General features: G+C 34.2%; 12 protein-coding genes. 4 read left to right on the forward strand and 8 right to left on the reverse strand.

Annotated elements, in window-relative coordinates; all coding sequences use genetic code 11:
• Nucleotides 1-269: 269 nt before the first annotated feature.
• The 6 genes from H3S88_RS05640 to dapB all read right to left on the reverse strand — a co-directional run bounded on the left by H3S88_RS05640 (nucleotide 270) and on the right by dapB (nucleotide 8,422).
• The gene (locus H3S88_RS05640; RefSeq protein ID WP_198227790.1) at nucleotides 270-4,076 is read right to left on the reverse strand and encodes a translocation/assembly module TamB domain-containing protein; all 3,807 of its coding nucleotides are present in this window, start codon (nucleotides 4,074-4,076) and stop codon (nucleotides 270-272) included.
• A 1-nt stretch (nucleotide 4,077) separates the two neighbouring features.
• The gene (locus H3S88_RS05645; RefSeq protein WP_370528584.1) at nucleotides 4,078-5,760 is read right to left on the reverse strand and encodes an autotransporter assembly complex family protein; all 1,683 of its coding nucleotides are present in this window, start codon (nucleotides 5,758-5,760) and stop codon (nucleotides 4,078-4,080) included.
• 168 nt (nucleotides 5,761-5,928) lie between these two features.
• Nucleotides 5,929-6,381 (reverse strand): hypothetical protein, encoded by a 453-nt coding sequence (locus tag H3S88_RS05650; RefSeq protein ID WP_198227788.1) that lies wholly within the window; start codon nucleotides 6,379-6,381, stop codon nucleotides 5,929-5,931.
• 45 nt (nucleotides 6,382-6,426) lie between these two features.
• On the reverse strand, nucleotides 6,427-6,966 hold the full coding sequence (gene hpt, locus H3S88_RS05655; RefSeq protein WP_086327173.1) for a hypoxanthine phosphoribosyltransferase: 540 nt from the start codon (nucleotides 6,964-6,966) through the stop codon (nucleotides 6,427-6,429).
• Nucleotides 6,967-7,102: 136 nt separating this feature from the next.
• Nucleotides 7,103-7,591, reverse strand: coding sequence for a tRNA adenosine(34) deaminase TadA (gene tadA / locus H3S88_RS05660; protein WP_198227786.1), 489 nt, complete (start codon nucleotides 7,589-7,591; stop codon nucleotides 7,103-7,105).
• A 9-nt stretch (nucleotides 7,592-7,600) separates the two neighbouring features.
• The gene (gene dapB / locus H3S88_RS05665; RefSeq protein ID WP_198227784.1) at nucleotides 7,601-8,422 is read right to left on the reverse strand and encodes a 4-hydroxy-tetrahydrodipicolinate reductase; all 822 of its coding nucleotides are present in this window, start codon (nucleotides 8,420-8,422) and stop codon (nucleotides 7,601-7,603) included.
• A gap of 136 nt (nucleotides 8,423-8,558) precedes the next feature.
• On the opposite strand from dapB, the gene H3S88_RS05670 reads away from it, so the two are divergent.
• A complete protein-coding gene (locus H3S88_RS05670) occupies nucleotides 8,559-9,758 on the forward strand; it encodes an MFS transporter (protein ID WP_198227782.1) in 1,200 nt (399 codons plus the stop codon).
• A gap of 33 nt (nucleotides 9,759-9,791) precedes the next feature.
• Here the strand turns inward: H3S88_RS05670 and H3S88_RS05675 are convergent, their stop codons facing one another.
• Nucleotides 9,792-10,403: an FKBP-type peptidyl-prolyl cis-trans isomerase gene (locus H3S88_RS05675; RefSeq protein WP_144091938.1), complete on the reverse strand. Its 612-nt coding sequence runs from the start codon at nucleotides 10,401-10,403 to the stop codon at nucleotides 9,792-9,794.
• A gap of 211 nt (nucleotides 10,404-10,614) precedes the next feature.
• Here H3S88_RS05675 and bamE point away from each other — a divergent pair, with 211 nt between their 5' ends.
• Complete coding sequence (gene bamE / locus H3S88_RS05680) at nucleotides 10,615-11,028, forward strand: outer membrane protein assembly factor BamE (protein WP_086327169.1); 414 nt, start codon at nucleotides 10,615-10,617, stop codon at nucleotides 11,026-11,028.
• A 139-nt stretch (nucleotides 11,029-11,167) separates the two neighbouring features.
• On the opposite strand, the gene H3S88_RS05685 is transcribed toward bamE, so the two are convergent.
• Complete coding sequence (locus H3S88_RS05685; RefSeq protein ID WP_086327569.1) at nucleotides 11,168-11,545, reverse strand: DUF5362 family protein; 378 nt, start codon at nucleotides 11,543-11,545, stop codon at nucleotides 11,168-11,170.
• A gap of 82 nt (nucleotides 11,546-11,627) precedes the next feature.
• Here H3S88_RS05685 and dusA point away from each other — a divergent pair, with 82 nt between their 5' ends.
• Nucleotides 11,628-12,596, forward strand: a complete 969-nt coding sequence (gene dusA, locus H3S88_RS05690) for a tRNA dihydrouridine(20/20a) synthase DusA (RefSeq protein ID WP_232352507.1) — start codon at nucleotides 11,628-11,630, stop codon at nucleotides 12,594-12,596.
• 84 nt (nucleotides 12,597-12,680) lie between these two features.
• Nucleotides 12,681-14,696: a DNA helicase Rep gene (gene rep, locus H3S88_RS05695; RefSeq protein WP_198227780.1), complete on the forward strand. Its 2,016-nt coding sequence runs from the start codon at nucleotides 12,681-12,683 to the stop codon at nucleotides 14,694-14,696.
• The last annotated feature ends 234 nt before the right edge of the window (nucleotides 14,697-14,930 follow it).

Raw genomic sequence — 14,930 nt, forward strand, 5'->3', positions numbered from 1 at the left:
GCTAGAGATGCTCTTCGTAATAGGAGAATGGAATATATTTGTTTTCAGAAAAAATTTATGAATAATTATAAATTTAAATCCCATTCTAAAATGGGATTTAACTAATTATGAATGTTAAAATTAGCTTTTCAACGCTATTTTAATTAAGATAAAAAACTAATCAATCTAACCTTTGTCTTATTTTTTAACACTTAGATGCATTATTTTCAAACCCACCTATAACCTATATCCATAAATTTTATCGTTTACATTAACTTTGATTAGTAAATTTAAAACTCAAATTGATAAATTACATCTAGTGCTTGAGCTAAACCAGAAGTCGCTTCTAAATAGAGACTTGGCATAAGTCTATAGCGTAGTGTAAAAGTTGCCAAAGAATCAAAAATACCGACTCCATATTTAAGTTGTAGATGTGGTAAAATATAGCCACTCACGACCACTTTTGAACTATCTCCTGCGCCTTGAGTATCTAAAGTAAGATTTTTAATCCCAAACATATTACCGATATCACCAATGTATTTCCCTGTTCTAGATGTACCAATTCCGACTAATAATGCTGTCATCATGTCATTTTCACTCTGATCAGAGTTATCAAGACCTTGTCCACGGATTAGGTAAGATAATGCTTCTTGTTGCGACATTGCAGGGTCGGAGAAGATGTCAATTTTTGGATCTTCTGATGAGCCCGTTACCCGAATTCCTGCTGTAATATTACTTTTATCTATTGAGTCTGGATTACGTATTGCTTCAACATCAAGTATAGCGCGATCACTTGGTCCTGAAAACGTAATAACCCCTTTGCGAATAATTAAGTCTTGACCATACGCATGAAACCGTCCGCTAGGAATTAATACTTCACCATGTAGATCTAAACCTTTATTAGTCTGTGTGGCAACTAAATGTCCCTTTAGTTTAGCGTTTAAACCAAATGCATCAACAGAAACATCATTCCCAATATTAATTTCAAGATGACTATTGATTTTCATACCAAACTTCTGTGGTTCTATTTGATTTCCATTTCTATCAAGCATCACTTCATCTGGTGAAACATCGATACTTGAGGCTGGCAGTGAATCAACGGTAATCTTACCTTTAGGTATGTTAATTTTTCCTAATAGAGTTAATTCATCTTGAGTTGCGTTAATTTTGATATCAGGAACAATACTCATTACAATCATTGGTGGAACCGATACCTGCATTGCTGCACCATTGACTGTTAAATTAGCCTGCCATTTATCTAAATTTTGCCAGCTTGCATTACCGTTAATATCAACATTACCTGATTGAGTTGTCAGAATTCCCTGTAAGGTTGAAGATTTACCATTCAATTTTATATCAAGCGTTGCTGATTTAATGTCGATAGGTAATTGATTAGATTTTATTTCACTTTGTTTAAGATTGATATTGCCCGTTAGATAAGGATCCATTAATGAACCAGAAAATTTAACCGCTCCATTAATGGCACCTTTAGTGTATTCATTTTTATCTAACAGTGGGTTAAGGATTGCCAAAGCCAAATTATCAATTATTAATTGACCACTTAATTTTTTCTGATTGTTTGGATCAGTAATAAGTAGATCTCCATTAATTTTTCCTAATTCTTTTAGACTAAAATGCCAATCTAATTTAGCCTGTTGTTCATTAAATTCTACATTAATATTAAATAAATCAAATGGAATAGGTAAGGCTTGATTTACTATCATTTGCTGAACAAAAACTTTATTACTGGTTATATTGGCTTTAATAGCAGGCGTTTTGCTGTTATTGCCAAATTTAATTTCTACTTTACTGTTTATGCTACCTGCAAGTTTTGTCTCGCCATCATTTGGTATAGGTAGTCTGGCTAAATCAATATCTTTCAGGGTTATTGTTGATTGAGTATTAGGTATAGGTGATAATGGCTTATCTAAGCAGATGCTTGAAGAGCTATTGTGCCAACAATGGGCTCCAATAGTGGGGATTTGTTGATTTAAATCATAAATTAAAGTTAAAGGTTGAGTTAATGACCAATGGTTATTATTACCTAAATTTAATAGTGCATTAGATATATTGCCGCTCCATTTAGTATGGTCTTTATCAATTTTCCCCGTTAATGATGTTTTTAATGATGCAGGATTACCATCAAGATCAATACTTAAAGTATGCTTACTTTCATTACCAACAAGATCAATGTCTGCTTTTTTAATTACTTGGTTGGAAATCTCAATATTCTGTCCAATGAGTCTAAGTTGTAAGTTTAATTGGTCTTGATAGTGCACTTTACCGGATAAATTTGCTTTAGATATTGAGATATTTGGTATTTTTAAAGCGTCTACGGTTAAATTTGTATCAATGATAGGATTTGATTTCGTTCCTGCCATTTTGATGTTACCAAAAATAGATCCTTGCATTTCATCGACCAATAATGCTAAAGATGCTAGATTAAGTTTTGCATTCAAATTTCCTTTTTCCGTTGAGCCATCTACATTTATTCGGTTTTTATCCCAGATTATTGCTAGATCATTAGCGGATAAATTACGTTTAGAATCAACTTGTAAATTACCGTTAGCCGAAAAATCAGCATGTTTAATTTTACCTATTAAATCTAAATCGGTAACATTGAATTGCCAAGTTTCACCTGCTAATTTACCCGTTGTATTAAATTGACCATTTAATTTTACAGGGTAATCAGGTATCTCTTTTGTTAGATCAACTTGATTAAGTTTCACATTGGTATTCCATTGCAGAGAATTTTGCCAATTCACATTTCCTGATGCAGCAATCTCACCTTGGGTTAACTTGATGATTCCACGCTTAAAGATAGCTCCCTGGTTGGTACCGTTGCCAGCAATGTCAAATATTGTTGCTGGTAAATTTTCACCTGCTACAGACCCTTTGGTTGATAAATTATATTGTTCTACATTGCCATCAATAGAGAGATCAAAATCATCAAGTTGATATTGAGCCACTCCCTCAAGAGGCCATTGAATATGTTTACCACTGAATTTGGCCATAACAGGTAAATATTTCTCGATAAAATTAATATGACCATCGATATTAAGTTGATTTAATCCTTTAAGTGAGGTATGAGTCTCTAATTTACCTAATAATTTTCCAGAAAATTGTCCATCCAAATGATTTTCTTTTGTGTCCACTTTAATAAACGTAACGAGTGGCCAATCATCACCAAGTGTGATCTCACCATTAACCGATGCATGTCCATTTATATAAGGAGTCTGTACATTGGTATCAACTTGTTTTACCATAATATGATTGTTTACCATATCTGTTTCAATGTTCACTTGATTAAATCGAAAGTCTTCCCCTCCGATATGTAATAACCAATTATCTCCGCTTAGATTACTCACATTGATATCTAATGGAATACTTACTTGAGGTAAAGAATTAATCAGTGGTTCATTAAATAATTGATTAATCTGTTCATTAATAGGTAAATTATTTTCTGTTTTTTTTCTTTGAGGTGATGTGTTATCAGGAAAAATTGCACTCAAATCCATAGCAACCGCAGGATATACGTAAATTTTTTCATTAACCCATATCGCTTTACCAGTAAAACTTGACATACCGAATTGCATATCATCAACGTTCACTTTGACCTTGTTAAGCTGTGTAGCATTTAATTGAATCGGTAATGGTGTTTTGATAATAAATCGTTCTTCGTCTACTGTTGTATCTGTTGTATCTTTTTCTGAAGGTTCGAATTGTTTGGTATCAATCTGAACGTTTACTCCATCTGCATCAAAGTTTTTCAGGCAGATCTTGGTCTGTATTAAACATGAACCTGATAATTCAAGAGAAGCATCTTGAACGCTTACATGGACTCCAGTTAAATCTAATGAAAGTCCTTGTATATGTAAATTATGAAACGATCCTTCAACTTGTTGAATTTTCAGTTCTGGCAGATATTTATTTAATGCAAACATGGTAAGTTTTACACCTAAACTTGTGTAAATCACCATAATGATAAATGTAATTAGAAAGATGAAAATAGACAGTATGATAATACTGCGTTTTTTCCATTTTCCTTTGGATTTTGAGTTTTCAGCAACAGCATCATGATTAGCATTTTCAGACATATTATAATTCGCTTCCTAAACCAATATATAGGTGAACAGAGCCTTTATCTTTTCTGTTTAATGGGGTTGCCAGATCCAATTTTATAGGGCCAACAGGGGATGACCATCTAATTCCAAATCCACTACCAGTATAAAATTTAGCTTTATCAACTTTATCTATGGCTTCGCCACTATCAACAAATACTGCTCCCCACCATGGACCAGATAAATTATATTGATATTCTGCCGAACCAGTGATGAGTTTAGATGCACCTTTAAGTTTCCCTTTTTTATCCTCTGGCGAAATAGATTGGTAGCTGTAACCACGAATACTTCGATCACCGCCAGCAAAGAATCTGAAAGAAGGCGGTACTCTGTTAAAATTACTCGCTTGAATTATCCCAAAATTCCCTCTAACAATAAATCGATGAGATTCTTTTAATGAACGGATCCAAGTTTGTTGTGCTTGGAAACGAACTAAATTGATATCAGAACCTAATGTTTCTGCTGCGGCTTCAACTGAATAACGTTGGGAATCACCCCACATAGGTAATATATTATCGTCACTACGGATGCGTGAAAGACTAAGCGAGGGATAGTATAAGAATGTTTTATAACTTGAATCCCCTTGGGTAAAATCATCCCTTAGCATACTTAGACCTAATGCTGTTTGCCATCCTTCAAAGCGATCCCAATTGCGCAACACTCCAAAAGTATAGGAACGCGAATAAGTATCATTATTGTCAATTTTTTTATAACCACCTTGGATAGTGTAATACTGCTCTAAAGGTGATTGTTTAAGGGGTATTTTATAACTCATGGTTATCATTTGTTCAGGTGATGATAGAGATAAATTACTTTGAAAACTTTGTCCTCGACTATTAATCCAAGGTTTACTCCAGCCTATTCTACCATGTACGCCATTATCCGTAGAGTATCCTAACCCTAAGTCCATACTATTTTTTTTACGCGGCGAAGTTGTCACTTCAATAGGGAGAGTTTTATCCTCACTTAGATGAGGAAAGTCTGGTGTAACAAGAACAGAATTAAACCAATTGGTTGAATTAAGACGTCTATTTAATACAGATAGCTGTTCAGCCGTATATTTTTCACCTTCTTTAAATGGTACTAGATTAGCTAAATAGTCTTTACGGATTTTCACATTTGGAAAACTAACTTTACCAAATTTGTAACGTTGACCCGTATTCAAATCAATATTCCAATAAGCTTGGTGTTCATAATTTGATACAGCTAACTGATGCTTAGACAGATTAGCATCGAAATATCCTTTTTCTAACGATAGATTAAGTAATGATTTTTTAAATGATTCGTAACTACCATGATTCAAAATATCACCTTTTTTAGGCAAGTCATGTTCAAGTAACTCATTAAAATCTTTATCTTGTTTACCTTCACCCGTAATATTTATGTTAAGTTGTTCAATTAGTATTGGTATGCCAGGTGAAATTTTAACAGTTAATACTTTAGGATCTTGTTCAAAATATTCAAAACTAGGGGAGTAATATCCTAACGCTCGAAGGGCTTTTTGTGCTTCGCTTTCAAAATAACGCTTAAAATTAGGTGAATTATTGATTTTATTTGGTTCAATTAATGAAACGCGGGCATCCACATTATCAGCAAGTTCCCCAGATAAACCTTTAATTGATAACTTCATATCAGCATGACAATATGCTGTAGTTATCATTAAAACTAAACATAATGAACGGGAAAATCGTGACACAAACACCTCGATGATTTTTTAGAAATTGTTTTGGAAGCTATTATGGGTTTGTTATTGTCTGTAAATTTAACATATTTGTTGTTTCATCGTCTATGATACGCTTTGTAAAATAAAGTTAATTCTCATGGAATATTATGTTCGATAAGGGAATTTTACAATCCATTGTTTTAGATGTTTTAGTATCGTTGCTAAGTTATCTTTAGATAATTCAAAAACGATTGTCCAATTATCTTGTAACTCATAGTGAGCATCAAGACAAAAATCTGGTTCAAGTTCACAACTAAGTGTAATTGAAATTGTTACTATTTGATTTTTATAAGAAATAAATGCAAGTGAAAAGCAAGGCTCAGTAAACCATAACTTAGCATCACTTGGTAATTTGCTTTTTGATAAATCATTAAACCAATTGTATAGTGTGTGTAAATCAGCTATTTCTAAAGCAGGATCGGTTTTTTCAAACCGATTACCACTTTGTTGGACGATGACTTTTAGCAAACACCAATCATCTTTGCTGTCAGGGAACTCATAACCGATGATATCAAATTGTAAATTTACCGTCTTTGTAATATCTGTTAACTCGATCATTTATTCGTCCTTGCCTGTTTTTTAAATTTTAAAACTAATCCTTAATTAAGAGTCAAGTAATGTTACATGACCAATATAAGGTAAGTGACGATAGTGCTGAGCATAGTCAATACCATAACCAACCACAAACTCATCTGGAATAGAAAAGCCGATATATTTTACTGGTACGTTTACTTCTCGACGTGATGGTTTGTCAAGTAAAGTACAAATTTCAATGCTACGTGGGTGACGTAATTTTAAGATTGCCATCACTTTACTTAGTGTATTACCTGTATCAATAATATCTTCAACAATTAATACATCTTTATCGCGGATATCTTCATCCAAATCCTTTAAAATTTTGACATCACGATTACTAATAACCGCATTGCCATAACTTGATGCCGTCATAAAATCGACTTCATGACCAACGGTGATTGCTCGACTTAAATCGGCCATAAAAATAAATGAACCTCGTAAAAGTCCAACTAAAACTAGTTCGTTTTGACTATCTTTATAATCTTGACTAATTTGTAGACCTAACTCAATTACGCGTTTTTTGATATCTTCTTCGGATATCATCATTTCTAATGTGTGTTTTTTCATTAATTGTGCTCAAAATAACTTTTTAAATAAATCGAACTAGATTTTAGCAATTTTCCTGACTAAAAAGAATAAGCAGGCAATTTTTTATTAAACTATAAAAAAATACTTGCTTTTTTACTTAAACGTATGGTTAACCTCAAACTTCTTGGCAGCACTTTTTAAGTGCTTTTTTTTGTAAGCGTCTTTTTTTGAAAAATTCACTTAAAATATTACCACATTCATTTGCTAACACGCCTCCAGTTACTTCTGCATAGTGATTGATCCCCTGATGTGCAAGAATATCAATTAACGAACCTGCAGCTCCTGTTTTATAATCACTTGCACCATAGACAACACGTTTAACACGACTGTGAATAATGGCGCCTGCACACATGATGCAAGGCTCCAATGTGACATAAAGGGTAGTATTAATTAATCGATAATTTTTTAAATATTCACCCGCATTTGCTAATGCTATCATTTCAGCATGAGCAGTGGGGTTATGTGTCAAAATTGATCGATTAAAACCTTCACCAATAATGTTATTATTTTCGTCAACAATAACCGCGCCAACAGGAATTTCCCCAATTTCTTCAGCTTTTTTAGCTAACATGAGTGCATGCTGCATCCAAACTTCATCTAACATCTTAGGAATTTATAAGCTATTTAAATTAAGGACATCACGCATGTCATACAAACCAATAGGTTGTTTTGCAAGCCACAATGCTGCACGCACTGCACCATTAGCAAAGGTCATCCTGCTAGAAGCTTTATGACTAATTTCAACTCGTTCACCAATATCTGCAAAGATGGCCGTGTGTTCGCCAACAATATCTCCAGCGCGAATGGTAGCAAAGCCGATAGCTCCTTTAGGACGTTCACCAGTATGTCCTTCACGACAATAAACCGCCCGATCTTTCAAATCACAATTCAGTGCATCAGCGATTGCTTCACCCATAGCTAAAGCGGTGCCTGATGGGGCATCGACTTTGTGTCGATGATGTGCTTCGATGATTTCGATATCACTATAATCGCCCATAATTTTAGTCGCTTTTTCAAGCAACTTAAGCACTAAGTTTACACCAACGCTAAAATTAGCCGCAAAAACAATGCTGGTTTTTTTTGCAGCATCAGCAATTGCTTGTTTGCCTGCATCATCAAAACCAGTGGTGCCAATTATCATCATTTTTTTATTTTCGACACAAAAAGCTAAGTGATTCAATGTGCCTTCGGGTCGAGTAAAATCAATGAGTACGTCAAATTTATCTTTAGCTTGGTCGAGTTTGTCCGATACTTTAATGCCACAAACACCAATACCAGCAAGTTCGCCTGCGTCAGAGCCAATAAGAGAGGAACCTTCACGTTCAAAGGCTGCTCCTAATGTTACGCCATCGATTTGCGCAACAGACTGAATAAGTTGTCGTCCCATTTTGCCACCGGCACCAGCGATAGCGATACGAATAATGTTTGTAGACATATAACTTTCCTTACACTTTTGTCTATTGTCGTTAATTGGTGGCATTATAACGGAAATTAAATGACTTATACATATTGTTAAACTAAAATGAAATTACAGTTGGTAAATTATCTATAAAAAATCTTCGGGAATGGGTATGCGTTTTTCATGGTATTTTGGTTGGAATATTGTCGTTGCTGCGTCAATTTTAACATTGCTTTCGAGCGGACTTAGAATGAGCATGGGCGTATTTTTCCTTCCTATAGCTAACGATCTTGGTTTTAGCCGCAGTGTTCTTTCTGGTGTTATCGCTATTGGTATGCTTTTTTCTGGTATTGCTATGCCAATAGCTGGTTATTTGGTTGGTAAATATGGTACTCGCTTTGTGCTATTGCTTGGTACCCTGATAATTATACTTTCAACGATTTGGTCGGCGATGTCTCGTGATTATTGGAATTTTCTTTTTTCATTTGGCATTGCATTGTCATTTGGTACATCGTTTGTTGGCTCAGTCAGTTTTACACCTATTGTGACAAAGTGGTTTTACAAACATAGAGGATTAGCCTTATTTATCTTATCATCAGGAAGTATGGCTGGAATTGCGGTAATGCTACCAGTGTTTGCTTTTTTCATTCCTATATATGGTTGGCAAACTACTTTAGTTGGGTTTTCTATTCTTTTTATGATTATAGCCGTGCCAGTTGCACTTATTATAATGAAAGATCATCACAAAGATATCATTGAGTTTAATCAAGATACTGCACGAGAACCACAATCGAGTATAAAACTTAGCGAAGTATTAAAAACTATACCATTTTGGCAACTTAGTTTTGGTCTTTTTACTTGTGGTTTTAGTATGAATTTATTAGGAACACATGGTGTTCCAATGCTCATTGACCATGGATTTAATGCAATGGTGAGTTCTAATGCAATTGGAATGATTGGTTTTGTCGCCATTTTTAGTACATTAGCACTTGGGTATCTTTCTGATATTGTCCAAAGAAAAAATATTTTAGTGATGGTTTATTTAGTTAGAGGCATCGGTTTTATTGCTTTGGTTTTAGCATCAAATGAATGGCAACTATTTACTATTGCAATGTTAGGAGGATTAGTTTGGGCTGGTGCTTTGTCCACTTCAGGGGCGATTACCGCAGATATTTATGGTGTAAAAATTGTAGGATTACTTTCTGGATTAACTTATTTAGGTCATCAAATCGGAGCTATGATTGGTTCATGGTTAGGCGGTTGGGCTTATGATAACCTACATACTCATCTTGTTGCTTTTGGTATAGCAAGTATTTTATTGTTTATCGCTGCATTTAACTCTTATTTTTTACCAAAAACAAATCATAATTAAAATGTAAATGGACGCTTTCGCGTCCATTTTTACTTATAAAACTTTCAATAATTCAACATCAAAAATTAATGCACTATAAGGTGGGATTGATGCGCCAGCACCTTGTGCTCCATAAGCCAATTCTTGAGGAATATATAAACGCCATTTAGAACCTTCAGGCATAAGTTGTAAAGCTTCAACCCAACCAGGTATCACACCATTAACAGGAAACTCAGCTGGTTGACCACGTTCAACAGAACTGTCAAATACAGTACCATCAATTAATTGACCGGTATAGTGAACTTGTACGCGATCAGTTGCTTTTGGTAGTGCTCCTTCACCAACAGTAATGATCTCATACTGTAAACCAGATTCGGTCGATTTAATGCCATCTTTTTTAAGATTTTCTGCAAGAAAATCTTTGCCTTCTTGCGCAATTTTTTCGGCCTGTTTAGCCTTTTCTTTGGTTGCTTGTTCATGTACGTGGCGTAATGCATCATGTAATTCTTGCAAAGGGAGTGCAGGTTGATTACCTGATAATACATCTTCCATTGCAAATTTTAATGCATTTAGATCTAAATTATTTAGACCTGAGTCTTTTAGTTGTTGCCCAATTTGTAATCCTATAGCATAACTTGCTTTTTGATCAATCGTATCTAATTTCATTTTTTACCTTTAATGGTTAATGGATAGAATTTATAAATAAGTTAATTAGTTTGTAGATAAGCAAATAAATGTCAAGCAGTAATTTACATTATCAATGCGTTATTACTGTTTTATTACACAATTGGGAAAGAATTTATTAATTTGGCTAGCACTCAGCTAAAATATCAGCGATAATAGGCGCCATTATATTCTCAAAATAGGTTAAGTGTAGATGCCGTTTCGTAAATTTACCTCGCTTGTAATTTTAACTAGTATTTTATTAACTGGTTGTTCAGTCGTTGATAATTGGGTGTATCGACCTGACATCAATCAAGGTAATTATGTGACACCAGAAGCAATTGATTTATTAAAAGTTGGTCAAACAAAAGATCAAGTTGTCTTTATCATGGGTGCACCGATGTTAACTTCTATTTTTGGTGATAACGTTTGGTATTATGTTTTTCGTCAACAACCACAACATGAAAGCATTAGTCAAAGAACGTATTCCATTTATTTTGATAAAATGGGTAGAGTGACAGATATTAAAGTTTCAGCATTGGAAAATTCAAAATCTTTAGAAGAAATGAATAAACAAGAAATATCAGATCCTATTAACGTACAATCGGATGATGAGACTAATCAATAACCATCTAACACTTTATTTTAGTCGCAATTTCGTCCATCTTTTCAGTAAAATAAAAAACCTCGTAATGTTGCGAGGTTTTTCTTTTTTATTGAGTTCAGTAAAACATAGAAAGATAAATTATAGTGCGGACAATCTGAACTTAATGATAGTGTTGAGCGAAAGAAGCTACAAATACAATTAAAATTATAATATATAGAATAAAAAATATAATTGAACAAATGAAAGTGATTAATTGAAATTTCCAATAACCATGTAAATTGGTGATGGCTTCAACAAAGTCATCCGCTTTTTGCAGATTCGCAGCCAGACTAAATGAATTTCCTGATTTAAACAGTTTTATCCCCCCCAAAATAACGGGAACACCGATAATTGCGGTGATAATACCTAAACAACTAATCGCACCACCTATAACAGCTATGACTCCAAAAATTTGTTGCATAATCGCAATAAATCGCATTTGTTTTCTTAATAATTCCGTAGAGTTAATTGAAATAATGTTTGTTTCATTGATATCCATGTTAATTCCCTTATACTATGAATCTTTGTTTTAAAAAAAAGACGGATAGAATAACACTTTTTCTTATAATGTCGAGGTAAGTTTGCAAAAAAAAATTGATTTAAATCATTTCTCTGTTGCGCCAATGCTGGATCTAACTGATAAACATTGTCGTTATTTTCATCGAATTCTAACCAAAAAAACGCTTTTGTATACCGAAATGGTAACAACTGGTGCAATACTATTTGGCAAAGGTGATTATTTAGCTTTCAACCAAGAAGAACAGCCAATTAGTTTACAATTAGGGGGTAGTGATCCTAACGCACTTGCACAATGTGCAAAGTTGGCTCAACAACGTGGATATAACGAAATTAATTTAAATGTAGGCTGTCCATCCGATCGTGTACAAAATGGTATGTTTGGTGCTTGTTTAATGGGGAAAGCTGATTTAGTCGCAGATTGCATTGAGCAGATGCAAGATCAGGTTGATATACCCGTCACAGTCAAAACACGAATTGGAATTGATGATTTCGATAGTTATGATTTTTTGCGTGGATTTATCGATAAAGTAATGCCTTATACTAATACTTTCATTGTTCATGCTCGCAAAGCTTGGTTATCTGGTTTAAGTCCTAAAGAAAATCGTGAAGTACCTCCACTTAATTATGAGCGTGTTTATCAGCTTAAGCAAGATTACCCAGATTTAACTATTGCCATTAATGGTGGTATAAAAACAATAGACGACATCAAACAACATCTGTGTCATGTAGATGGTGTAATGGTTGGTCGAGAAGCATATCAAAATCCATTATTGCTAACCCATATTGATTCACAGATTTTTGGATCAGATTCACCAATCATCAAACCTAAAGCAGCTATCCGCGCACTCTATCCTTATATTGAACAACAATTAACCCAAGGTGCACAGCTAAACCATATCATGCGCCATACACTGGGAATTTTTAACGGTTGTAAAGGAGCAAGGCAGTGGCGTCGATATCTTAGCGAAAATGCTCATAAAAAAGGTGCAGGCATTGAGGTTGTAGAACAAGCTTTAGCCTTTATTCAATAAAATTTATTTCAAATTTGTTACAATTGCACGTGGCTAGCATATCGTTATATACTAGCCGCCAATTTTCTTAATGGTTTATACTCTGTGCGTTTAAATTCAAGTCAACAACAAGCCGTCGAATATGTCTCAGGTCCATGCCTTGTTTTAGCGGGGGCTGGCTCTGGCAAAACTCGGGTTATTATTAATAAAATTGCCTATTTAATTCGGGTTAAAGAATATTTGCCAAGACATATTGTTGCAGTTACTTTTACCAATAAAGCTGCGCGTGAAATGAAAGAACGTATAGCTCATTCAATTACTAAACAAGAGGCTAGGGGACTTAAAATTTCAACGTTCCATACTTTGGGACTTGATATTGTTAGGAAAGAATATAAACATTTGGGGATCAAATCCAATTTTTCATTATTTGATGACCATGATCAAACAGCATTACTAAAAGAATTAACCCAGCAATGGCTGGAAGGGGATAAAGATCTAATTAATCAACTTCGCGCTATGATATCAAATTGGAAAAATGATATTGTTGATTCAACCTTAGCTATGGCGCGCGCGCAAACCAATAAAGAAAAGCTTTTTGCGCACTGCTACCAACTATACGAAAAACAGTTGAAAGCGTGTAGCATTTTAGATTTTGATGATCTTATTTTATTGCCAACATTATTGTTAAAAAATAATGAAGAAGTCCGCGAAAAATGGCAAAATCGAATCCGTTATTTGTTGGTAGACGAATACCAAGATACTAACACTAGCCAATATGAATTTATTAAATTACTGGTTGGCGATAGAGCTAAATTTACGGTAGTTGGAGATGATGATCAATCTATCTACTCTTGGCGTGGAGCCCGCCCACAAAATTTAGTATTACTTAATCAAGATTTTCCTAATTTAGAAGTCATCAAACTTGAACAAAATTACCGATCATCTGGTCGTATATTAAAAGTTGCTAATATTTTAATCGAAAATAATCCACACATTTTTGAAAAGAAACTCTTTTCAGAACTGGGTTATGGTGAAACATTAAGAATTATATCCGCAGATAACGAAGATTCTGAAGCTGAAAAAGTGGTAAACGACTTAATTGGACATCGTTTTGCTAACAATAGTCAATATGGTCAATATGCCATATTATATCGAGGCAATCATCAATCACGCTTAATTGAGAAAATGCTCATGCAATACCGCATCCCATATCGAATATCAGGGGGGACTTCATTTTTTGCGCGTATTGAAATTAAAGATCTTATGGCATATTTGCGTTTATTGACTAATCCTGATGACGATAATGCCTTTATCCGTATTATCAATACTCCTAAGCGGGAAATCGGTCCAGTAACCATTCAAAAACTGGGTGAGTGGGCAAATCATCGTGGCGTGAGTTTATATCAAGCAAGCCATGATATGGGGCTAACGGAACTACTTTCAAGCAAACGTATGGAAACGTTGCATACTTTCATTCATTGGTTTGATTCATTAATTGAAAAATCACACACTGAGCCAATGGATGCTATTCATGAACTATTACATGGTATTCATTACGAAAGTTGGATCTATGAAACGTCAGCATCACCAACAGCTGGTCAGATGCGAATGCGTAACGTTGAACAGCTAATTAGTTGGTTAAATGACATGTTACAAGGCGATGATATTGATGAAAGTATGACCTTAGAACAAGCTGTAGCAAGATTTACTCTGCGTGATATGCTAGAACGTAATGAAAGCGAAGAAGATCTAGATCAAGTTCAGCTTATGACATTACATGCTTCAAAAGGCCTAGAATTTCCTTATGTTTATTTGATTGGCATGTCAGAAGGGCTATTACCTCATCAGACCAGTATTGATGAAGATAATATTGAAGAAGAGCGTCGTCTAGCATATGTTGGTATCACAAGAGCCCAGCGTGAGCTTACATTCTCTTTTAGTCGTCAACGTAAACAGTTTGGTGAAACAGTATATGTCGAACCAAGTCGATTCTTATTAGAATTACCTCAAGATGATTTAGATTGGCAAGATGTACCAAACCAACTATCACCAGAAAAGAAAATGCAACAAGGCCAAAGTCGGCTAGCTATGCTAAAGGCTCAAATAGCTAATGCCAAATAACTTATGTTATTGCTAAATATTATATTGGTAGAATTATTGAAAAAAAAATTAAAAATCTACCAATATTGCCACGTTAAATTTCCAAATATTCAAACAAAGTTAATTCCATGTATCATAAATAATATTTATAAATTAAACATTTATGCTAAATAGTAATTTTGAAACCATAATTTCTAATAACTTTAATGAATAATAGATGTATTTTATGAACATCGTTAAAGAATTATCTATTCA

The organism is Gilliamella sp. B14448G11, assembly GCF_016101765.1.
Taxonomy (GTDB): Bacteria; Pseudomonadota; Gammaproteobacteria; order Enterobacterales; family Orbaceae; genus Gilliamella; species Gilliamella apicola_N.

Excerpts from the sequence above, each read along its gene's own strand:
- H3S88_RS05640 (WP_198227790.1), bottom strand. The coding sequence starts at position 4,076 with ATGTCTGAAAATGCTAATCATGATGCTGTTGCTGAAAACTCAAAATCC.
- H3S88_RS05645 (WP_370528584.1), bottom strand. The coding sequence starts at position 5,760 with ATGATAACTACAGCATATTGTCATGCTGATATGAAGTTATCAATTAAA.
- H3S88_RS05650 (WP_198227788.1), bottom strand. The coding sequence starts at position 6,381 with ATGATCGAGTTAACAGATATTACAAAGACGGTAAATTTACAATTTGAT.
- hpt (WP_086327173.1), bottom strand. The coding sequence starts at position 6,966 with ATGAAAAAACACACATTAGAAATGATGATATCCGAAGAAGATATCAAA.
- tadA (WP_198227786.1), bottom strand. The coding sequence starts at position 7,591 with ATGTTAGATGAAGTTTGGATGCAGCATGCACTCATGTTAGCTAAAAAA.
- dapB (WP_198227784.1), bottom strand. The coding sequence starts at position 8,422 with ATGTCTACAAACATTATTCGTATCGCTATCGCTGGTGCCGGTGGCAAA.
- H3S88_RS05670 (WP_198227782.1), top strand. The coding sequence starts at position 8,559 with ATGCGTTTTTCATGGTATTTTGGTTGGAATATTGTCGTTGCTGCGTCA.
- H3S88_RS05675 (WP_144091938.1), bottom strand. The coding sequence starts at position 10,403 with ATGAAATTAGATACGATTGATCAAAAAGCAAGTTATGCTATAGGATTA.
- bamE (WP_086327169.1), top strand. The coding sequence starts at position 10,615 with ATGCCGTTTCGTAAATTTACCTCGCTTGTAATTTTAACTAGTATTTTA.
- H3S88_RS05685 (WP_086327569.1), bottom strand. The coding sequence starts at position 11,545 with ATGGATATCAATGAAACAAACATTATTTCAATTAACTCTACGGAATTA.